The sequence below is a fragment of the Streptomyces sp. NPDC006463 genome (genome assembly GCF_042870715.1).
GTDB lineage: Bacteria > Actinomycetota > Actinomycetes > Streptomycetales > Streptomycetaceae > Streptomyces.
Window position 1 is genome coordinate 106,492 of the sequence record NZ_JBIAHP010000004.1, and the last position, 21,463, is coordinate 127,954.

The 21,463-nt window shown below is 72.5% G+C and carries 15 protein-coding genes and 1 riboswitch; of the genes, 9 read left to right on the plus strand and 6 right to left on the minus strand.

Annotated features, from left to right (window positions below):
* Positions 1–113 precede the first annotated feature (113 nt).
* Both ACFYOB_RS09680 and ACFYOB_RS09685 read left to right on the plus strand, forming a co-directional pair.
* Positions 114–599 carry a DUF485 domain-containing protein gene (locus ACFYOB_RS09680; protein WP_388557031.1) on the plus strand — a complete coding sequence of 162 codons (486 nt, stop codon included), beginning with the start codon at positions 114–116 and terminating at the stop codon, positions 597–599.
* Positions 596–2,188, plus strand: coding sequence for a cation acetate symporter (locus ACFYOB_RS09685; protein ID WP_388557034.1), 1,593 nt, complete (start codon positions 596–598; stop codon positions 2,186–2,188). Before ACFYOB_RS09680 ends, ACFYOB_RS09685 begins: the two co-directional genes overlap by 4 nt.
* A 6-nt stretch (positions 2,189–2,194) precedes the next feature.
* On the opposite strand, the gene ACFYOB_RS09690 is transcribed toward ACFYOB_RS09685, so the two are convergent.
* The 3 genes from ACFYOB_RS09690 to ACFYOB_RS09700 form a co-directional block, all read right to left on the minus strand.
* Entirely contained in the window at positions 2,195–2,893 is a 699-nt protein-coding gene (locus ACFYOB_RS09690) for a response regulator (protein ID WP_388557037.1), read from the minus strand.
* A complete protein-coding gene (locus ACFYOB_RS09695) occupies positions 2,890–4,503 on the minus strand; it encodes an ATP-binding protein (protein ID WP_388557040.1) in 1,614 nt (537 codons plus the stop codon). The genes ACFYOB_RS09690 and ACFYOB_RS09695 overlap by 4 nt, the downstream gene beginning before the upstream one ends.
* A gap of 168 nt (positions 4,504–4,671) precedes the next feature.
* Positions 4,672–5,895: a citrate synthase gene (locus tag ACFYOB_RS09700; RefSeq protein WP_388557042.1), complete on the minus strand. Its 1,224-nt coding sequence runs from the start codon at positions 5,893–5,895 to the stop codon at positions 4,672–4,674.
* A gap of 70 nt (positions 5,896–5,965) precedes the next feature.
* Between ACFYOB_RS09700 and ACFYOB_RS09705 the strand changes: the two genes are divergently transcribed.
* Both ACFYOB_RS09705 and ACFYOB_RS09710 read left to right on the plus strand, forming a co-directional pair.
* Positions 5,966–7,126, plus strand: a complete 1,161-nt coding sequence (locus ACFYOB_RS09705; RefSeq protein WP_388557045.1) for a citrate synthase/methylcitrate synthase — start codon at positions 5,966–5,968, stop codon at positions 7,124–7,126.
* A 24-nt stretch (positions 7,127–7,150) separates the two neighbouring features.
* Positions 7,151–8,272: a CobW family GTP-binding protein gene (locus tag ACFYOB_RS09710; RefSeq protein ID WP_388557047.1), complete on the plus strand. Its 1,122-nt coding sequence runs from the start codon at positions 7,151–7,153 to the stop codon at positions 8,270–8,272.
* On the opposite strand, the gene ACFYOB_RS09715 is transcribed toward ACFYOB_RS09710, so the two are convergent.
* On the minus strand, positions 8,269–10,335 hold the full coding sequence (locus ACFYOB_RS09715) for a restriction endonuclease (RefSeq protein WP_388557050.1): 2,067 nt from the start codon (positions 10,333–10,335) through the stop codon (positions 8,269–8,271). The genes ACFYOB_RS09710 and ACFYOB_RS09715 overlap by 4 nt on opposite strands.
* 100 nt (positions 10,336–10,435) lie before the next feature.
* A complete protein-coding gene (locus ACFYOB_RS09720) occupies positions 10,436–12,889 on the minus strand; it encodes a DNA topoisomerase (ATP-hydrolyzing) subunit A (RefSeq protein ID WP_388557053.1) in 2,454 nt (817 codons plus the stop codon).
* 190 nt (positions 12,890–13,079) lie between these two features.
* Between ACFYOB_RS09720 and ACFYOB_RS09725 the strand changes: the two genes are divergently transcribed.
* From ACFYOB_RS09725 to ACFYOB_RS09740, 4 genes are all read left to right on the plus strand, one after another.
* Complete coding sequence (locus ACFYOB_RS09725; RefSeq protein WP_388557056.1) at positions 13,080–14,435, plus strand: M16 family metallopeptidase; 1,356 nt, start codon at positions 13,080–13,082, stop codon at positions 14,433–14,435.
* A 20-nt stretch (positions 14,436–14,455) separates the two neighbouring features.
* Positions 14,456–15,823 (plus strand): M16 family metallopeptidase, encoded by a 1,368-nt coding sequence (locus tag ACFYOB_RS09730; RefSeq protein WP_388557677.1) that lies wholly within the window; start codon positions 14,456–14,458, stop codon positions 15,821–15,823.
* 204 nt (positions 15,824–16,027) lie between these two features.
* Positions 16,028–16,186: riboswitch (cyclic di-AMP (ydaO/yuaA leader) on the plus strand.
* 13 nt (positions 16,187–16,199) lie between these two features.
* Positions 16,200–17,006, plus strand: coding sequence for a M23 family metallopeptidase (locus ACFYOB_RS09735; RefSeq protein WP_388557059.1), 807 nt, complete (start codon positions 16,200–16,202; stop codon positions 17,004–17,006).
* Positions 17,007–17,192: 186 nt separating this feature from the next.
* Positions 17,193–17,870, plus strand: coding sequence for a GntR family transcriptional regulator (locus ACFYOB_RS09740; protein WP_388557062.1), 678 nt, complete (start codon positions 17,193–17,195; stop codon positions 17,868–17,870).
* A 309-nt stretch (positions 17,871–18,179) separates the two neighbouring features.
* Here the strand turns inward: ACFYOB_RS09740 and ACFYOB_RS09745 are convergent, their stop codons facing one another.
* Complete coding sequence (locus ACFYOB_RS09745; RefSeq protein WP_328928048.1) at positions 18,180–18,461, minus strand: HPr family phosphocarrier protein; 282 nt, start codon at positions 18,459–18,461, stop codon at positions 18,180–18,182.
* 184 nt (positions 18,462–18,645) lie between these two features.
* Here ACFYOB_RS09745 and ACFYOB_RS09750 point away from each other — a divergent pair, with 184 nt between their 5' ends.
* Complete coding sequence (locus ACFYOB_RS09750; RefSeq protein ID WP_388557065.1) at positions 18,646–21,432, plus strand: GNAT family N-acetyltransferase; 2,787 nt, start codon at positions 18,646–18,648, stop codon at positions 21,430–21,432.
* The last annotated feature ends 31 nt before the right edge of the window (positions 21,433–21,463 follow it).

The window sequence follows — 21,463 nt, forward strand, 5'->3', positions numbered from 1 at the left end:
TTCACTCCATCACCTGAAGGAGTGAAGAGCACCGGGACATCAGTCCGGAAAGCGACCATTGAGCCCATCCTTGTGGGCGCGCGGCCAATGCGGCAGCGGACAAGGAGAGTTCGGTGGACAAGCACGATGGTCGTGATACCGGAACGATCCGGCTGGACGACCCCTGGTACGACGCGCTGGCCATCGGCTGGGGCGAGGGTGGGGAAACGGCCCCGCCGCGCCCGGCCTCCGGCAGCCGCCCCGCGCCCGGCGCATCCGACATCTACCTCGAAGTGCAGCGCAGCGCAGCCTTCCAGGAGGTCCGTAGCCGCTACCGCGGGTTCGTCGTCCCCGCGACCGTCGGCTTCTTCCTCTGGTACGTCGCCTACGTGGTCGCCGCCACCGCGGCGCCCGGCCTCATGGCCCGGCCGGTGGCGGGCGCGGTCAACGTGGCCATGCTGGCGGGGCTCGCCCAGTTCCTCAGCACCTTCCTGCTGACCTGGGCCTACGCCCGGCACGCGCGGCTGCGCCGGGACCGGGCCGCGCTGGACCTGCGCTGGACCGTCTTCGAGCAGGAGCGCGACCAGGTACGGAACCGGGCGAGGGAGGCCGGCCGGTGACCACGGAACACCAGGCCCTCGCGCTGGTCCTGTTCAGTGTCTTCATCGCGGTGACCTTGGGCATCACCACCTGGGTCAGCCGGAACCGGCACGGGTCGGCCGAGGAGTTCTATGCGGGCGGGCGGCTGTTCTCCCCACTGGAGAACGGTTTCGCAATCGCGGGCGACTACATGTCCGCCGCCTCCTTCCTCGGCATTTCGGGGTTGATCGCCCTCTTCGGCTACGACGGCCTGCTGTACTCGGTGGGATTCCTCGTCGCCTGGCTGGTGGTGCTGTTCCTGGTCGCCGAACTGGTCCGCAACTGCGGGCGCTTCACCCTCGCCGACGTGGTCGCCGCCCGGATGAGCGAGCGGCCGGTGCGCATCGCGGCGGGCACCTCGTCGGTGGTCGTCTCCGTGCTCTACCTCGTCGCGCAGATGGTCGGCGCGGGCAGTCTGGTCGCCCTGCTTCTCGGCAATTCGAGCGCCGCGGCCCGGACGCTCACCGTGGTCGGCGTCGGTGCCCTGATGGTGGTCTACGTGTCCTTCGGCGGGATGCGGGCCACGACCTGGATTCAGATCGTGAAGGCCGTGCTGCTGATGGGCGGGGCGATCACACTGACCGTGCTCGTCCTCCTGCGCTTCCACGGGAACTTCGACCAGCTGCTCACGACCGCCGCCGATCGCAGCGGGCACGGCCTGCGGTTCCTGAGTCCCGGCCTCAAGTACGGCGGGGGCTGGACCGCCCGCGTGGACTTCATGAGCCTCGGTCTCGCACTGGTCCTGGGCACCGCCGGACTGCCGCACATCCTGTCGCGCTTCTACACCGTTCCCACCGCACGGGCGGCGCGCCGCTCGGTGGTGTGGGCGATCGCGCTGATCGGCGGCTTCTACCTGATGACCATCGTGCTCGGCTTCGGGGCGGCGGCGCTCCTCGGCCCCGAAGAGGTGCGGGCTTCCAACGCCTCCGGGAACACGGCCGTTCCGCTGCTCGCGGCGTTCCTCGGCGGCGGCGCCGACTCGACGGGGGGTGCGGTGCTGTTCGCGTTCGTGGCCGCCATCGCATTCGCCACGATCCTCGCGGTCGTGGCCGGGATCACCCTGGCCTCGTCGGCCTCCGTCGCCCACGACCTCTACGCCTCCCTCAAGAGGCGCCATGCCAGGCAGCGCAGCGAGGTCTCGGTGGCCCGGGCCGCGGCCGTCGGCATCGGGGCGGTGGCGATCGCCCTGGGGCTGCTCGCGCAGGACCTCAACGTGGCGTTCCTGGTGGGCCTGGCCTTCGCGGTGGCCGCCTCGGCCAACCTGCCGGTGTTGCTGTACTCGCTGTTCTGGCGAGGCTTCACCACGCGGGGAGCCGTCTGGTCGGTCTACGGCGGCCTGATCCCGGCGGTGCTGCTGGTCGTCCTCTCACCGGTGCTGTCCGGGAGCCCCGAATCGCTCTTCCCGGGCGTGGACTTCCAGTACTTCCCGCTGCAGAACCCGGGCATCATCTCCATTCCCGTGGGCTTCCTGGCGGGCTGGCTGGGCACCGTCACCTCCGGTGAGGAAGCCGACGAGCGCAAGCACGCGGAGACCGAGGTGCGCTCGCTGACCGGCGCCGGAGCGGTGTGAGCCTGCTCAGGACCCGTCCGACGGGAGCCAGGTGTAGCGGTGCTCGGGGCGGCCGGTCTCGCCGTAGCGCAGGGCCAGGCTGACGCGGCCGGAGCGTTCGAGGAGCTTGAGGTAGCGCTGGGCGGTCTGGCGGCTGATGCCCGCGCGGTCGGCGATCTGCTGGGTGGACAGCGGGCCGTCGGCGGAGCGCAGGACCTGGCGGACCAGTTCCGCGGTGGTGGGCGAGTGGCCTTTGGGCAGGTCGTTCGGGGATCCGGCGGCGGCGAGGGCGCCGAAGATCCGGTCCACCTCGGCCTGTTCGGCCTCGCCGCCCGTCTCCAGGGTGCGGCGCAGCGTTCGGTACGCCTCCAGTTTCGTGCGCAGGCCGGCGAAGGTGAAGGGTTTGACCAGGTACTGGAGGGCGCCGAGGCGCATGGCGGCCTGGACGGTGGCCAGGTCGCGCGCGGCCGTGACCATGATCACGTCGGTGCGGTGGCCGAGCTGACGCAGGCGGCGCACCAGGTCGAGGCCGTTCTCGTCCGGGAGGTAGTGGTCGAGGAGGATCAGGTCCACAGGGCGGGAGGCGAGGAAGTCGAGGGCCTCGGCTGCCGAATGGGCCTGCGCCGCCACCTGGAAGCCGGGAACCTTCGCCACGTACGCCGCGTTGATCCGGGCAACACGCATGTCGTCGTCGACGACCAATACGTGGATCGGGGTCTCGTTCATCGCAGGGCCTCCGGGAGTACGACGGAGAACTCCGCCCCTCCGTCCGCTGTCTCGCCGGCCCGGGCGCTGCCACCCTGCCGCTCCGCGAGGCGGCGTACGAGGGCGAGGCCCAGCCCGCGCTCGCGGTGGGCCTTGGGCTGCTTGGTCGACCAGCCTTCCGTGAAGATCTCCTCGCGGCGCGCGGCAGGGACCCCGGGGCCGCTGTCGCGCACGAGGAGCACGGCCGTGCGGCCTTCGGCACGCAGCTCCACCTCGACCAGGGGCGCCGCCGAACCGGCCGCCGCGTCCAGGGCGTTGTCCACCAGGTTGCCGAGGATCGTGACGAGGCCGCCCGGGTCCACGACCCGGTCGGGCAGGAGCGTGGCCGAGGCCAGCCGCAGGGGGACGCCTCGCTCCGCGGCCACCGTCGCCTTGCCTACGAGGAGGGCTGCCAGCAGCGGGTCGTGGACCTTCTCGGTGACCTGTTCGGCGGTGGTGCGGTGCACCCCGACGACTTCGGTCACGAACTCCACCGCCTCCTCGTGCAGGCCCAACTCCAGCAGGCCGAGGAGGGTGTGGAGGCGGTTGGCGTGTTCGTGGTCCTGGGCGCGCAGGGCGTCGATCAGGCCCCGGGTGGAGTCGAGCTCGCGGCCCAGGTGCTCCAGTTCGGTGCGGTCGCGCAGGGTGGCGACAGCGCCGCCGTCCTCGGTGGGCATCCGGTTCGCGACCAGGACCCGCGGGCCCTGGACGGTGACCAGGTCCCGGCCGGTGACGCGGCCCGACAGGACGTCGGCGGTGCGGCCTGCGCCGAGTACGTCGTCCAGCGGGCGTCCGGCGAGGGAGCCGGAGTCGGGGGTGAGGCCGAGCAGCCGGTGGGCCTCGTCGTTGACCAGGCGGACCCGGCCCTCCCGGTCGAGGGCGATCACGCCTTCGCGGATGGAGTGCAGCATCGCCTCGCGTTCGGCGAGCAGCCCGGCGATGTCGGAGAAGGCCAGGTCACGGGTCTGCCGATGGATCCTGCGGGACAGCAGGTAGGCGGCGAGGGCGCCCGCGGCCAGCGCTCCGCCCGCGTAGGCGAGCAGGCCCGGGATGGCGCCGAGCAGCCGGTCGCGGACACTGTCGTAGGCGATGCCGACCGATACCGCGCCGACGATCTCGCCGTCGGCGGCCAGGAGCGGGACCTTGCCGCGGGCCGAGCGGCCCAGGGTGCCCTCGTCGATCTCCATGACCTCGCGGCCGGCCAGGGCGTCGCTGGGGTCGGTGGAGACGGGCAGCCCGATCCGTCCGGGGCTGGGATGCGACCGCCGGATGCCGTTCAGATCGATGACGACCACGTACTCGGCGCCCGTGGCCCGGCGGATCCGCTCGGCCGAGGACTGCACGGGGCTGTCGGCGGAAGCGCGGGAGTCCAGGAGGTCGGCGGCCAGCGAGGGGTCGGCCGCGGCACTCTGCGCGATGGCCAGGGCGCGGCGCATGGCCTGGTCGTCGAGCTGCGCGCTCAGCGGAGCCAGGAACAGCCCGGTGGCCAGCGTGACGACCGCGCCTGCGATGGCCAGCTGGGTCAGCAGGATCTGCGAGACGGCCCGTCTGGGCAGCCCGAGGCGCCGAGCGCTCATGAGGAGGAACCGCATGGGCAGCAACGGTAGGTCGGCTCCGGCAAAAGCGGAATCTGCATCGTGCACGCGAAACGCTTGCGTTATTTGTGCCGGCTTGCGTAAGCGGCGGCGGCATGGGAGTGCGGTCAGGGCACTCGCTGCGTCCGGATCAAGGCCATGCCCCAGCGGATCCAGGCCCGGCCGTCACGGCATCGGCTGGGGCGGACGCGGCCCCTGGTATTCGCCGCTCGGCCGCATCCGCAGCGGCCGCTCCTGGTACTCCTCCAGCGCGTGCGCGATCCAGCCCGCCGTGCGCGCCACCGCGAAGACCGTCTCGCCGGCCTCCGCCTCCATCCCGCACGACACCGTCAGCACCGCCAGCGCGAGGTCCACGTTGGCGTGCAGCCCGCCCTGCCGTGCCATCACCGCGGACACCTCGCGCGCCGCGGCCAGTGCGGGGCCCGCCTGCGCCAGGCCCTCCAGCCGCCAAAACAGCGCCGTCGCGCGGGGGTCCTCGCCCCGGTACAGCCGGTGGCCGAGCCCCGGCACCCGGCGCCCCGCCCGCAGGTACTCCGCCACTACCGGGGCGGCCCCGCCCCGCTCCAGGACCTCCACCAGCATCCGGTGCGCCAGCCGCCCGGCCGCCCCGTGCAGCGGCCCCTCCAGTGCGCCGAGTCCGGCCGACACCGCCGCGTACGGATGGGCGCGCGCCGACGCGGCCACCCGTACCGCCAGGGTGGAGGCGGCCAGATCATGGTCGGCGAGGAGCCCCAGCGCCAGGTCCAGGACGGCCAGTGCGTCCGGGTCCGGCTCCCGCTCGGTCAGCCGCGCCCACAGCTGCCGGGCCGTCCGGCCGTCGCCGGCCCACGGGGCGGGCCCGACCACGGGCAGGGCGCCGACCAGCGTGGGGATCAGGCAGCGCGCGGAGCCGAGTACCGCCTCCTCCGAAAGGTCGAAGCGCAGCGGATCCGCCACCGCGGCGGCGGCGACAGCCACCCGCAGCCGGTCCACGGGACCGCTGTGCTCCGGCAGGGCGGCCACCGCCCGACGCGCCGCGGCGAGCGGCTCCGGGGGAGCGGTGAACCGGGCCCCGCGCGGGAGCGTTCCCGTCCAGAGCCACTCCGCGACCTCCTCGAAGGCGTACCGCGAGGCCAGTTCCACGGCATCCACGCCCCGGAAGTAGTAGCGGTCCGGCTCGATCAGCGTGAGGGCCGTCCGTACGGCGAGCTCCCCGGCCGGGGCCGCCGCCTCCCGCCGGCTGCGCCGGGCCAGCTCCTCCACCTCGCGCGCGTCGAAGCTGCTGCCCCGCCCGACCGGGTCCCGCCGGCTTGTGAGCTGGCCCCGGCTGACGTAGGCGTACACGGTCGCGGGCTTCACCCCGAGCAGCTCGGCTGCCTGCCGGGTGGTGAGCCGTCGCTCTTCGTTCATGCACGCCACCCTACATATATTGATTGAATCAATATTGACAAGGATTCCATCAATCATCGATGGTCGATGCATGAACACCACCGACACCACCGTCGAAGCACCCCGCGGTCTCGCGGGAGTCGTGGTCACCGAGACCGAGCTCGGTGACGTCCGGGGACGCGAGGGCTTCTACCACTACCGCCAGTACTCGGCCGTCGAGCTCGCCGGGAGCCGAAGCTTCGAGGACGTGTGGCACCTGATGTTCCGCGGCGCGCTGCCCGTGGACACAGCCGAGCGCGCCGCCTTCGGCGCCGAGACCGCCCCGCTGCGCCGGCTCCCCGACGAGGTGAGGGACGCCCTGCCCGCCCTCGCCCGGGCCACCGCGCTCTCCGGACCCCTCGCCGGACTGCGTACCGCGCTCTCGCTGCTCGGCGCCTCCGCGGGATTCCGCCCGGTCTACGACCTCGACCCCGTCCGCCGAGCCGCCGACGCGCTGGCCGCCTGCGCCGCCGTACCGACCCTGCTCACCGCGCTGCACAGGCTGGGCCAGGGCCTGGAGCCCGTCGAGCCGCGCGATGACCTTCCGTACGCCGCCAACTACCTCTACATGCTGACCGGGCAGGAGCCAGACCCGGTCAAGGCCCGCGCGGTCGAGCGGTATCTGATCTCCACCATCGACCACGGATTCAACGCCTCGACCTTCACCGCCCGCGTCATCGCTTCCACGGGCGCGGATGTCGCGGCCTGCCTGACCGGGGCGATCGGCGCGCTCTCCGGCCCACTGCATGGCGGCGCCCCGAGCCGGGCCCTGGACACCCTCGACGCCATCGGCACGGCGGACCGGATCGGACCGTGGATCCGCGAGCGGGTCCTGGCGGGGGACCGGATCATGGGCTTCGGCCACCCCGTCTACCGCACCGAGGACCCCCGCTCGCGCATGCTGCGCGACATCGCCCGCGGGTTCGGCGGCCCCCTCGTGGACCTCGCCGTCGAGGTCGAGCGGCAGGTCGAGGAGATCCTCGCCGAACTCAAGCCGGGCCGCGAACTGCACACCAACGTGGAGTTCTACGCGGGCGTGGTCATGGAACTGTGCGGGCTCCCGCGCGAGATGTTCACCCCGACCTTCTGCGCTGCCCGCGTGGTCGGCTGGAGTGCCAACATCCTGGAACAGGCCGCCGACTCGAAGATCATCCGCCCGGCCGCCCGGTACGCCGGTCCCACCGCGCCGCAGCCGGTGCCGCCGCTCGGCTGACGGAGGCTGGCTACGATCGGCCGGGTGAACAGCAGGCAGCCCATCCCCGTCGTCGTCCTCGCCGGATTCCTCGGATCCGGCAAGACCACCGTGCTCAACCACCTCCTCGCCCACCGCGGGGGCACCCGGATCGGAGTCGTCGTCAACGACTTCGGTTCGATCGAGGTCGACGCCATGTCGGTGGCCGGCCAGCTCGGCGACTCGATGGTCTCCCTCGGCGGCGGTTGCCTGTGCTGCGCCGTCGACGGCAGCGAGCTCGACGCGTACCTGGAGAAGCTCGCCGCGCCCGTCCACCGCATCGACGTGATCGTCATCGAGGCGAGCGGGCTGGCCGAGCCCCAGGAGATGATCCGGATGCTCATGGCCAGCGAGAACCCGGACGTCCGTTACGGCGGCATGGTCGAGGTCGTGGACGCGGCGGAGTTCGACGCGACCCGGGCCCGGCACCCGGAGACCGACCGCCACCTCGCCGTCGCGGACCTGGTCGTACTCAACAAGACCGACCGGGTGGACGCCGCCGAGCGGGCCCGGATCGAGAAGGAGCTCGTCGCGCTCTGCGCCCCCGGCATCCCGGTCGTGGGCGCCGATCACGGGCGGATCGACCCGGAACTGCTCTTCGACCGGCGGCCCTGGACCGAGACCCGCGGGCAGCTCTCCTTCGAGGACCTGCTCGCGGAGGCCGAGGAGCACGACCACGAAGTCGGTCACGACCACAGCGGCCACGCGCACGCGGCGTACGACAGCGTCGAGTTCGTCTCCGAGCAGGCCCTCTCACCGCGCCGGTTCATCGACTTCCTCGACCGCCGCCCCGCCGGGCTCTACCGGATCAAGGGCTTCGTCTACTTCGGCGTCCCCGGGCACCAGGAGCGGTACGAGGTCCACGCGGTCGGCCGCTTCCTCCGCTTCGCCCCGCAGCCCTGGGGGCGGGGCGAAGCACGCCTGACGCAGCTGGTCCTGATCGGCTCCGGCACCGACGGGCCGGCCCTGCTGCGCGAACTGGAGGCCTGCCGCGAACCGGCCCCGCACGAGGTGCGCCCCGAGAGCATGTGGGGCGTGCTGCGGTACGTGGCCAGGCCGGCGGACCCGGAGGCCGAGGCCGCCGGGTCCCACGTGCCGGACACACCGGACGCCTCGGACACCCCCTAGGCGACCTCGACGCCGTACTCGCCCAGCAGGTCCGCCAGGCCGCCCCGGTACCCCTTTCCGCCGATCACGAAGTCCCAATCGCCGTTGGAGCGGCGCCGGAACGAGCCGAGGACCAGGGCGGTCTCGCCGGCCCGCCCGTCCGAGACGTCCAGTCGGCCGAGCTCCTCGCCGCCGGCGGACAGCAGCCGGATGTGGGCGTCGGTGAACCCGGCGAGGTCGGCGTGGGGATCCACCTCCGGATCGATCGCTGCCACGAGGACCAGGCGGTCGGCGGACGGGGGCAGGGCGTCGAAGGTGACCTCCAGCGCCGCCTTGTCGGGCGCCGCGTGCGCGCGGGACCGTACCGAACCGTCCGGGGTCCGCGTGTTGTTGAAGAAGACGAAGTGGTCCTCGCTCAGCACCCGGTTGCCCGTGCAGACGAGGGCGCACACGTCCAGGGCGACCGACCCCGACCAGGACATGCCGAGCACGTTGTGGTCGCCCGGGGGAGCCGGCTCCGGAGCCTGCCGTGCTGGAGCCGGCGCGCCGCCGCCGAGCCGGCCGCGAAGTCCGTACTGGTGGAGCAGCTCGACCAGGTCCGGTCCGGGAACCAACTCCAGCGGCTTGCCGTTGGCGAAGGTGTACGACCCCGGCCCGAAGGACGCGGTGGTGACCAGCACCCCCTTGTTCGCCCCCTTGTCCTGGACCGTGCCGTACAGATCACGCACGGCCGTCGGCGGCACCGTGTTCCGGTAGCGCTTGACCTGCACCACGATCCGTCCGCCCCGGATCGGGGCCGGGTCCAGCGCCTCGACGTCCACCCCGCCGTCGCCCGACCGCTGGGTGGTCACCGCTTCCATGCCCATCGCCCGGAAGAGCTCGGCGACCAGGTTCTCGAAGGCGATCGGGTCCATCGCGAAGAGGTCGGGCTCGTCCTCGTCGTCGCCCGCGTGCCCGCCGTGGCTGACGACCCCGCCGCCGACCTCCTCGGGCCGGCGCCCGGGGCGCACCGCCGTCAGCTGGTCGGGCCGCGCCGACAGCTGCCCGCCCAGCCCCGAGACCAGGCAGTCCACCGCGCTGACCTGCTCCAGCCGCAGCCCGGCGAAAGCGCCGCGCGCCGCCGGCACCGTGGCCAGCACGACCCGCGCCTCCTGCCCCGTCACCGGATCGTGGCAGTCCACGAAACCGTTGACCACGACCGACTCCAGCACGCCGAACTCGTCCGCCGCGTACAGCTCGCGCACCACCAGCAGCACGCACTGGGCCAGCAGGTCCCGGTACAGCCCCCGCCGTTCCGTGACCGGGCGGGGCTTCACCTTGTCCTGGTCCGTGCTCGGCAGGTACTGGATCGCGCGGGCCTCCGGCACCACCGTGTAGCCGGGCAGCTCCCAGTCCAGCACCAGTTGGCGCGCGGCCGGGTCGTAGGCGGCCGTCACCTGCCTCGGCAGCGTCTCGGGCCACGCCGTCGAGGCGTACAGGGCGGCCGAGAAGTACTCCACCGCCGCCTCGGCGTCACCCGCGCGCAGGGCGTCGGCCAGTTCGGTGAGCCCGCTGTTGTGGGTCCGTACCCCGGCGAGCTGCTCCGCCGCCCAGCGGTCGTACTGCTGCCGGTACGCGGCCAGTTGCTGCTGGCGCTGCGCCTCCGCGGCGTTCGCGGCCTGCCAAGCCTGCGTGTACCGGGCGTGTGCCTCACGCTCGGCCTGCGCCCGGTGGTTCGAACCGAGTGTCCAGCCACTGCTCTGCCGCTGGAAGTCCTCGATGCGCGGCATCGGCACCGGGTGCGCCAGCGCCCCGGGGTCGAAGGGCTGCAACTGGTCGGCCCGGGCCAGGGCGGATATCCGGAACGCCGGTGCTCGGCAACCGGCGACCAACAGGCCCTTGAGGGCATCGACCTCGGCGTCGAGCTGCGCCGTACGCCGCAGCGCCTCGGCCTCGCGGTACTGCCGGTGGCTGCGGTTCGCGTCCCGCTCGTAGGCGCGCTGCCGGCGCTCGGCCTCCCGCTGCTGGACCAACTGCGTCTGCTGCTGCCGACGCTGCGCCTCCGCCCAGTTCCCGATCAGTCCGCTGCCCGCTCCACGGCTCATCAGCTGCGTTCTCCCCCCACCAGTCCTGGGGGAAAACACTAGTCGCCATTCAGGCGGTACGTCCCCCGTTGGGCGTACCACCTGAATGGCGTCGTACGTCCTACAGCGCGGCTCCCGCCAGCGCCGCGACGGCCGCGGGCAGCGCGGTCCCCGAGCCGTCCCGGCGCGGGTCCACGGCCGGCAGCTCGGCCGGAGTGCCGTTCGCCGACGCCGCCCGGACCGGGGAATTGCCCGCCCAGGCCAGTACCAGCACGTCCTCGCCCTTCAGGAACCGCTGGCAGCGCACGCCGCCGGTGGCCCGGCCCTTGCGCGGGTACTGGTCGAAGGGGGTCAGCTTCGCGGACAGCACCGAGTCGTCCAGCGTCCCGTGCGAGCCCGCCACCGTGAACACCATCGCGTCCCGGGCCGGGTCGACGGCCGAGAAGTGGATCACCTTGGCGTTCTCGGAGAGCTTGATGCCCGCCATACCGCCCGCCGGGCGGCCCTGCGGGCGCACCTGGCCCGCCGGGTAGCGCAGCAGCTGGGCGTCGTCGGTGAGGAAGACCAGGTCCTCCTCACCCGTGCGCAGCTCGACCGCGCCGACGATCCGGTCGCCGTCCTTGAGGGTGATGACCTCCAGCTCGTCCTTGTTGGCCGGGTAGTCCGGCACGACGCGCTTGACCACGCCCTGCTCGGTGCCGAGCGCCAGGCCCTGCGAGGACTCGTCCAGCGAGGTCAGGCAGATCACCTTCTCGTCCGCCTCCAGGCCGGTCAGGAACTCCGTGATCGGGGCTCCGCCCGCCAGGGCCGGTGCGGCCGCCGTGTCCGGCAGCTGCGGCAGGTCGATCACGGACAGCCGCAGCAGGCGTCCCGCGGAGGTCACCACGCCCACCTCGGCCCGCGCCGTCGCCAGGACCTGCGAGACGATGAGGTCGTGCTTGGCGCGCTTGCCGTCGGCCTCCGCCAGCGGCTCACCGGTCACGGTGCGGGCCAGCAGGCCCGTCGAGGACAGCAGTACGCGGCAGGGATCGTCCGCGACCTCCAGCGGAACCGCCGCGACCGCCGTGCCCGCCGACTCCAGCAGGACCGTACGCCGCTCGGTGCCGAACTTCTTCGCGACCGCCGCCAGTTCCGCGGAGACGAGCTTGCGCAGCTCGGTGTCGGACTCCAGGATCCCGGTCAGCTCGTCGATCTCGCCGGTCAGCCGGTCGCGCTCGGACTCCAGCTCGATCCGGTCGAACTTGGTGAGCCGGCGCAGCGGGGTGTCCAGGATGTACTGGGTCTGGATCTCGCTCAGCGAGAACCGCTCCATCAGCCGGGCCTTGGCCTGCGCGGAGTTCTCGCTGTCCCGGATGAGCCGGATGACCTCGTCGATGTCGATGAGCGCCACCAGCAGGCCCTCGACCAGGTGCAGGCGGTCGCGGCGCTTGGTGCGGCGGAACTCGCTGCGCCGCCGGACGACCTCGAAGCGGTGGTCCAGGTAGACCTCCAGCAGCTCCTTGAGGCCGAGCGTCAGCGGCTGCCCGTCCACGAGGGCCACGTTGTTGATGCCGAAGGACTCCTCCATCGGCGTCAGCTTGTACAGCTGCTCCAGGACGGCCTCCGGGTGGAAGCCGTTCTTGATCTCGATGACCAGGCGCAGGCCGTGCGAGCGGTCGGTGAGGTCCTTGACGTCCGCGATGCCCTGGAGCTTCTTCGAACCGACCAGGTCCTTGATCTTCGCGATGACCTTCTCGGGGCCGACCGTGAAGGGCAGTTCCGTGACGACGAGGCCCTTGCGGCGCGCCGTCACGTTCTCCACCGCCACCGTCGCGCGGATCTTGAAGGTGCCGCGGCCGTTCTCGTAGGCGTCCTTGATGCCCGAGAGCCCGACGATCCGGCCGCCCGTGGGCAGGTCGGGACCCGGCACGAAGCGCATCAGCGCCTCCAGGTCCGCGTGCGGGTAGCGGATCAGGTGGCGGGCGGCGGCGATGACCTCGCCGAGGTTGTGCGGGGGCATGTTGGTGGCCATGCCGACCGCGATCCCGGACGCGCCGTTGACCAGCAGGTTCGGGTACGCGGCGGGCAGCGCGACCGGCTCCCGCTCCTGGCCGTCGTAGTTGGCGGTGAAGTCGACGGTGTCCTCGTCGATCGACTCCGTCATCAGCGACGTGGCGTCGGCCATCTTGCACTCGGTGTAACGCATCGCGGCCGGCGGGTCGTCGTTGCCGAGCGAACCGAAGTTGCCGTGGCCGTCGACCAGCGGCAGCCGCATCGAGAACGGCTGGGCCATGCGCACGAGGGCGTCGTAGATCGACGCGTCACCGTGCGGGTGGAGCTTGCCCATGACCTCGCCGACGACGCGGGCGCACTTCACGTACCCGCGGTCGGGGCGCAGACCCATCTCGTTCATCTGGTACACGATGCGGCGGTGCACCGGCTTCATGCCGTCCCGGGCGTCGGGCAGGGCACGGGAGTAGATCACCGAGTACGCGTACTCGAGGAAGGAGCCCTGCATTTCGTCGACGACGTCGATGTCGAGGATCTTCTCCTCGAAATCCTCCGGCGGCGGGGTCTTCGTGCTGCGGCGGGCCATCGCTGCGCGGCTCCTTAACCAAGAATGAGTGTGCTGGGGGTCTGACGCGGACCATTGTGGCCCGAGGCTCCGACAACGCCGACTCCGACCCAGGGTGTGACCCGGGAACTTATCCGGCGGCCGACGCGCTTGCATACAGTGGCAGGTCTGACAGAAATCTCTGCATCGCGATCGAAGGGACCACATGCCCATGGGTCACACGGCCACAGCCCAGGCCGGCTCCGGCGGCCTGACAGCGACCGAACACCGGCTGGCCAACGGCTTGCGCGTGGTGCTTTCCGAGGACCACCTGACCCCGGTCGCCGCGGTCTGCCTCTGGTACGACGTCGGCTCGCGCCACGAAGTCAAGGGGCGAACCGGCCTGGCTCACCTCTTCGAGCACCTGATGTTCCAGGGCTCGGCGAGCGTACCGGGCAACGGGCACTTCGAGCTCGTCCAGGGTGCCGGCGGCTCCCTGAACGGCACCACCAGCTTCGAGCGCACCAACTACTTCGAGACCATGCCGACCCACCAGCTGGAGCTCGCGCTGTGGCTGGAGGCGGACCGCATGGGCTCGCTGTTGGCCGCCCTGGACGACGAGTCCATGGAGAACCAGCGCGACGTCGTCAAGAACGAGCGCCGCCAGCGGTACGACAACGTCCCGTACGGCACGGCCTTCGAGAAGCTGACCGCCCTCGCGTACCCCGAGGGCCACCCGTACCACCACACGCCGATCGGATCCATGGCCGATCTGGACGCCGCGTCCCTGGAGGACGCGCGCGCCTTCTTCCGTACGTACTACGCGCCCAACAACGCGGTGCTGTCGGTGGTCGGCGACATCGACCCGGAGCGCACGCTCGCCTGGATCGAGAAGTACTTCGGCACCATCCCCGCGCACGACGGCAAGCAGCCGCCCCGTGAGGGCTCGCTGCCCGACGTCATCGGCCGGGAGCTGCGCGAGGAGATCGTCGAGGAGGTCCCGGCGCGCGCCCTGATGGCCGCCTACCGGCTCCCGCACGACGGCACCCGCGAGTGCGACGCCGCCGACGTGGCGCTGACCGTCCTGGGCGGCGGCGAGTCCTCCAGGCTCCACAACCGCCTGGTACGCCGTGACCAGACGGCCGTCGCGGCGGGCTTCGGCATGCTGCGCCTGGCCGGCGCGCCCTCCCTGGGCTGGCTGGACGTCAAGACGTCCGGCGGGGTCGAGGTGCCCGACATCGAAGCGGCCGTGGACGAGGAGCTCGCGCGGTTCGCCGCCGAGGGCCCGACGGCCGAGGAGATGGAGCGCGCCCAGGCGCAGCTGGAGCGGGAGTGGCTGGACCGGCTGAGCACGGTCGCGGGCCGCGCCGACGAACTGTGCCGCTTCGCGGTGCTCTTCGGCGACCCGCAGCTGGCCCTGACCGCCGTCCAGCGCGTCCTCGCCGTCACCGCCGAGGAAGTGCAGGCCGTGGCCGCGGCCCGGCTGCGCCCGGACAACCGCGCCGTCCTGGTCTACGAGCCGATCGGCGCGGACGCCGACGAGTCCGACGAGAACGACGCGAACGAGAACGAAGGGGCGGAGCAGTGAGCGACACCGCAGCCGTCACGATGACCTTCCACCCGCGCCCGCAGGCCGGGGAACCGCAGCCGTGGGCCTTCCCGGCCCCCGACCGCTCGGTCCTGGCCAACGGCCTGACCCTGCTGCGCTGCCACCGCCCGGGCCAGCAGGTCATCGCGGTCGAGGTCAACCTCGCCGCTCCGCTGGACGCCGAGCCCGAGGGCCTGGACGGCGTGGCCACCATCATGGCCCGCGCCCTGTCCGAGGGCACCGACAAGCACTCCGCCGAGGAGTTCGCGGCCGAGCTGGAGCGCTGCGGCGCCACCCTCGACGCGCACGCCGACCACCCGGGCCTGCGGGTCTCCCTGGAGGTCCCGGCCTCCCGGCTGCCCAAGGCGCTCGGCCTGCTCGCCGAGGCCCTGCGCGCGCCGGCCTTCGCCGACGCCGAGGTCGACCGCCTGGTGCGCAACCGGCTCGACGAGATCCCGCACGAGCTGGCCAACCCGCAGCGCCGCGCCGCCAAGCAGCTCTCCAAGGAGCTGTTCCCGGCCTCCCTGCGGATGTCCCGCCCGCGCCAGGGCACCGAGGAGACGGTCGCGCGGATCGACTCCGCGGCCGTACGCGCCTTCTACGAGGCCCACGTACGCCCCGCCACGGCCACCGCGGTGGTCGTCGGCGACCTGACCGGCATCGACCTGGACGCCGTTCTCGCGGACACCCTGGGCGCCTGGACGGGCGGCGCCGCCGACCCCCTCCCGGTGCCGCCGGTGACCGCCGACGACACCGGCCGCGTGGTCATCGTGGACCGGCCGGGCGCGGTCCAGACGCAGCTGCTGATCGGCCGGATCGGGCCGGACCGGCACGAACGGGTCTGGGCGGCGCAGGTGCTCGGCACGTACTGCCTGGGCGGCACGCTGACCTCCCGCCTGGACAAGGTGCTGCGCGAGGAGAAGGGGTACACCTACGGCGTGCGCGCCTTCGGCCAGGTGCTGCGCTCGACCGCCGACGGCAAGGGCGCCTCGATGCTCGCCATCAGCGGCTCGGTGGACACCCCGAACACCGGCCCGGCGCTGGAGGACCTCTGGAAGGTGCTGCGCACCCTCGCGGAGGGCGGCCTGACCGATGCCGAACGGGACGTGGCGGTGCAGAACTTGGTGGGCGTGGCCCCGCTGAAGTTCGAGACGGCGGCCTCGGTCGCCGGAACCCTCGCGGACCAGGTCGAGCAGGAGCTGCCGGACGACTACCAGGCGCAGTTGTACGCGCAGCTGGCCGAAACCGGGACGGTGGAGGCCACTTCGGCGGTCGTGAAGGCATTCCCGGCGGACCGGCTGGTCACCATCCTGGTCGGAGACGCCGCGCAGATCGAGGCGCCGGTGCGCGCGCTCGGGATCGGCGAGGTGAGCGTCGTCACCAACTGACGGCAGCCGTCGGTCGACTGGCCGATCCACGAAGGGCCCTGGCGGGCATGTCCGCCGGGGCCCTTTTGTCCGTTTGATGGTGAGGTTGCTTTTATGTGGTGTGGCGTACGCAACAAAAAGGCGTGTCTGTTTGGCGATTGACTGATGATCCGCCTAGCGTCACCTGTGCTGTCCGTCAGTTGTACTCGTCGCATCCGCGGCACCGGGCAGCGATCGCCGAGTCCCCGTCAGGCGCGAGCCTGGGGAGCCGGGGACCCACATGTGTCCCTGGGGTGAATCGGACCGCCTCGCAAGAGGGGGCCCGTAGGAGACCTTCCTGCTCCGAACCCGTCAGCTAACCCGGTAGGCGAGAAGGAAGGAAAGGATCAGCCCCTTCATGGCGTTTGGCAGTCGTCCCGCCGGCTCCGGTAAGCACCGTGGTTCCAGCCGTCTGAGCCGCAAGACCGCCGGCTACGCCGGCATAGCCGCCCTCGCCACCACTGGTGTCGTCGGCTCCCTCGCCGCTCCGGCCTTCGCCGCGGACAACAGCGACCACCACCAGTCGACCCAGGACAACGCTCTCGGCGCCGTGGTCGTCGCCGAGGACCTCCAGGACGACATCCAGAACCAGGCCGCGTCCCAGCACCGGGCCGCCGAGCACGCGGCCGCCCAGGCGCAGGCCGAGGCCGACGCCAAGCAGCGGGCCGCCGAGGCCAAGCGCCTCGCCGAGGCCAAGGCGAAGGCCGAGCGCGAAGCCGCCGAGCGCGCGGCCCGCGAGGAGGAGCGCAAGCGCCTCAACACCTTCGTCGCCCCGGTCGACGGCTCGTACGTCAGCACGCAGTACAAGGCGGGCGGCGGCATGTGGTCCTCCGGCAGCCACACCGGCATCGACTTCCACGCCGCCTCCGGCACCTCCGTCCACGCGGTGGGCGCCGGCGTCGTGGTCGAGGCCGGCTGGGGCGGCGCGTACGGCAACAACGTCGTCATCAAGCACAACGACGGTACGTACACCCAGTACGGGCACATGTCCTCGCTGAGCGTCTCCGTCGGCGAGCAGGTCACCCCGGGCGAGCAGATCGGCCTGTCGGGCTCCACGGGCAACTCCAGCGGCCCGCACCTGCACTTCGAGGCCCGCACCGGTGCCAGCTACGGTTCGGACATCGACCCGATCGCGTACCTGCGCTCGCACGACGTCAGCCTCTGACGCGCACCGCACCGCACCGCTTCACCGAAGGCCCCGGCTCCCGAGCCGGGGCCTTCGTGCTGCTCCGCCGGGTAAATGTTTCGCATTTCCGAGCGCTCTCGGAAATTATCGTGTGTTGCAATAGAGTCGAGTTGCGCACGCGCATGTCCAATGGGCGCGGCAGTCGGAAATAGCGGAGGTTCGGTCTTGCGTATTCCTGCGCACGCGGTATGCACGGCAATCCGCGACGACATCGTCTCCGGGGTCTTCGAACCTGGCGGCAGGCTGACCGAGGAAGTACTGGCCCGCCGGTACGGCGTCTCGCGCGTCCCGGTCCGTGAGGCGCTGCGGACCCTGGAGTCCGAGGGGTTCGTGACCACGCGGCGCCACGCGGGCGCCTGTGTGGCCGAGCCGACCGAGCAGGAGGCCACCGACCTCCTGGAGGTGCGGATGCTGCTGGAGCCCCTGGCGGCCGCCAGGGCGGCCCGGCGCCGCACCGAGGCCCACCTCAAGGTGCTGCGCGGGCTGGTGAGGCTGGGCCAGGAGCGGGCCAGGCGGGGCCAGGGCGAGGATCTGCGGTCCCTGGGCAGCTGGTTCCACGAGACGCTCGCGCAGGCCTCCGGGAGCCCCGGGCTGATCACCCTGCTCACGCAGATGCGGCACAAGGTGGCGTGGATGTACGTGGTGGAGGCGCCGGCCCGGCCGGTGGAGTCATGGGCGGAGCACGGGGCGATCGTGGACGCGGTGGCGCGCGGGGACGCGGAGCGGGCCCGGACGCTGACGGCGATCCACGCCGACCGGGCGAGCGCCGCGCACCGGCCGCGGCTCCGGCCGACGGTGAGCACTTCGCAACCTGCCGTAAACATGGCGAGCGGCCGGCATTAACAGGGCCCGTATACAAAGGGACCTATCCGGGTGCCGCCGGGATCTCCGGGTCGCATGAATTTGTTGCGCGCCGAATTCCCGTGGAGTCGAATTCCTGCGCCGGTACATTTTTCCGGGCCGGAGCATTCCCGGGCTGCCCGCATTTCCGTGGCGCCGAATTCGCCGTGCCCCCGCGCTGCCGTGTTTCGCGCGGCCGTATTCCGTGACCCCGGGTGGAGCCGGGTGAACCCGCGAACGCCGGAGCCGCGGCCCCGGGGTGGTGGGGGCCGCGGCTCCGGCGGGTGCAGCGCGTGGTTCGAACCCGAAGGGTCAGACGGTCTCGGGGAGCTCCTCGAGACCCTCGGCGACCAGCTTCGCGAGGCGGTCCAGCGCGACCTCCGCGCCGTCGGCCTCGGAGGCGAGGACGATCTCCTCGCCGCCCTGGGCGCCCAGGCCCAGAACCGCCAGCATGGAAGCGGCGTTGACGGGGTCGCCGCCGGCCTTGGCGATGGTCACCGGGACGCCGGAAGCGGTCGTCGCACGGACGAAGATCGAGGCGGGACGAGCGTGCAGGCCCTCGGCCCAGCCGACGTTGACGCGGCGCTCTGCCATGGTGATGCCCTTCAGGTTCTTACGGTTGTCTAGACCAGTCTCTCACGACGCCCGGAATGCTCCGACCGGCCTCCCGCCCGGATCTCCCGCCGTTCGACCTTCCCCAGCTTGCACCGTTTTGCCCCAGCCTGCCTAATGCGCCGCGCGAGCGCTGCCGGGCCGTTCCCGGCCGTAAGGTAGGCCCATGACCACCGAGTCGGACCCCTCGTACCCGGCCCACTGGGAAGCGGACGTCGTCCTGCGCGACGGCGGAACCGCCCGGATCAGGCCCATCACCACCGCGGACGCGGGCCGGCTGGTCAGCTTCTACGAGCAGGTCTCCGACGAGTCGAAGTACTACCGCTTCTTCGCTCCCTACCCCCGGCTCTCCGACCGCGACGTGCACCGGTTCACGCATCACGACTACGTGGACCGGGTCGGCCTCGCGGCGACCATCGGCGGGGAGTTCATCGGCACCGTCCGCTACGACCGCATCGGCCCCGACGGTCGACCCGCCACCGCCCCCGCCGACGAGGCCGAGGTCGCCTTCCTCGTCCAGGACGCCCACCAGGGCCGCGGAGTGGCCTCCGCGCTGCTCGAACACATCGGCGCGGTGGCCCGCGAGCGCGGCATCCGCCGGTTCGCCGCCGAGGTGCTTCCCGCAAACACCAAGATGATCAAGGTGTTCACGGACGTCGGCTACCAGCAGAAGCGCAGCTTCGAGGACGGATCCGTCCACCTCACCCTCGACCTCGAACCCACCGCCGAGTCCCTCGCCGTGCAGCGCGCCCGCGAACAGCGCGCCGAGGCCCGCTCGGTGCAGCGGCTGCTGGCCCCCGGCTCGGTCGCGGTGATCGGAGTCAGCCGCTCCGGCGCGGGCGTGGGCGCCGCCGCGCTGCGCAACCTGCGCGACAGCGGCTTCCACGGCCACCTCTACGCCGTCAACGAGCAGGTCGGCCTCGACCTGCTCGACGGCGTGCGGGCCTACCGCACGATCGATGCCATCGGCGCCCCCGTCGACCTCGCGGTGATCGCGGTTCCCGCGGACCGGGTGCCCGAGGTCGTGGCGGCCTGCGGCGAACACGGGGTGCAGGGGCTCGTGGTGCTGTCCGCCGGATACGGGGAGAGCGGCCCGGCCGGACTCGCCCGCCAGCGCGAACTGGTGCGCCAGGTGCGCTCCTACGGGATGCGGCTCATCGGTCCGAACGCCTACGGGGTGATCAACACCGCGCCCGAGGTGGAGCTCAACGCCTCGCTGACGCCCGCGCCGATGCCGATGCGGGGCCGGATCGGCCTGTTCACGCAGTCGGGGGCGATCGGGATCGCGCTGCTCTCCGCCCTGCTCCGGCGTGGCGAGGGCCTGTCCTCCTTCGTCTCCGCGGGGAACCGGGCGGACGTCTCCGGCAACGACATCCTTCAGTACTGGTACGACGACGAGGCGACCGACGTCGCCCTGATGTACCTGGAAACCCTGGGCAACCCGCGGAAGTTCACCCGCCTCGCCCGCCGGACCGCGGCCGAGAAGCCGGTGGTCGTCGCCAGGGGCGGCCGCCACACCCCGGCAGGGCACGTGGTCCCGGGCACCCGGCTGCCCGATGCCACCGTCTCCGACCTGCTGCGGCAGGCGGGCGTGATCCGGGTCGACACGGTGACGGAGCTGGTGGACGTCGGCCTCCTGCTGGCCGCGCAGCCGCTGCCCGCCGGGCCCCGGATCGCGATCCTCGGCAACTCCGAGTCGCTCGGGGTCCTCACGTACGACGCCTGCCTGGCCCAGGGGCTGCGGCCGCTGCCGCCGCTCGACCTGACGACGGCGGCCTCGCCCGCGGACTTCCGCGCGGCGCTGGTCTCGGCGCTGGCCTCCGACGACTGCGACGCGGTGGTGGTCACCGCCATTCCCTGGGTGAGCGAGCACGCGCTCGCCGACGACCTGGCCGATTCCCTGCGCGAGGCCGTGGCCGAGGTGCCGGGCAAGCCCGTCGCCGTGGTGCACGTGGAGCTCGGCGAACTGGTGGACGCGCTGTCCGCCACGCGGGGCCCCGCACCCGCCGCGCCCCTGCCCGAACCGGGCCTCCGCCCCCGGCCCCGCGCCGGCGCCGCCGGCGAGGCCGGCGCCGCGGGGGAGGACCGGATCCCCAGCTATCCCGCCGCCGAGCGGGCCGTGCGCGCCATCGCCGAAGCCGTCCGGTACGGACAGTGGCGGCGGGCCGCCGCCGAGGCCGGCCACGTCCCCGAGTACGAGGACATCGACGAGCCCGGCGCCGCCGCCCAGCTGGCCCGGCTGCTCGCCGACGTCGACGGCGGAGCCGTGCTCACCCTGGCCGAGTGGGACGCCCGCGAGCTCCTCGGGCGGTACGGGATCCGCGTCCTGCACGCCCTGCCGGCGCCCACCCCCGACGCGGCCGTCCGGGCCGCCGGGATACTGGGCTACCCGGTCGCCCTCAAGACCACCGCCCCGCACCTGCGCCACCGCGCCGACCTGGGCGGCGTACGGCTCGACCTCAGGAACGAGGCCGAGCTGAGGCTCTCGTACGAGGACCTCACCGGCCTGCTGGGCAAGCCCTCGGAGCTCCAGCCGGTGGTCCAGGCGATGGTGCCCCGCGGGGTCGACACGGTCGTCCGTTCCGTCATCGACCCGGCCGCGGGCGCCGTCCTCTCTTTCGGGCTCGCCGGCGTCGCCTCCGAGCTGCTCGGGGACACCGCCCACCGCCTGGTCCCGGCCACCGACCGGGACGCCGCCGGGCTGATCCGGTCCATCCGGACCGCACCCCTCCTGTTCGGCTGGCGGGGCAGCGCCGCCGTCGACACCCCCGCCCTGGAGGAGCTGCTCCTGCGCCTGTCCCGCCTCGTGGACGACCACCCCGAGGTGATCGACGTCTCCCTGGAGCCCGTGGTCGTCGCCACCGAGGGACTGTCCGTGCTGAGCGCCACCGTCCGCGTCGCGCACCCGCCCGCCCGCGGCGACCTCGGACCGCGGACCCTCCCCAGTTACTGAGCGCGTACGGAGAGGCCGGGGCGCCCCGTGC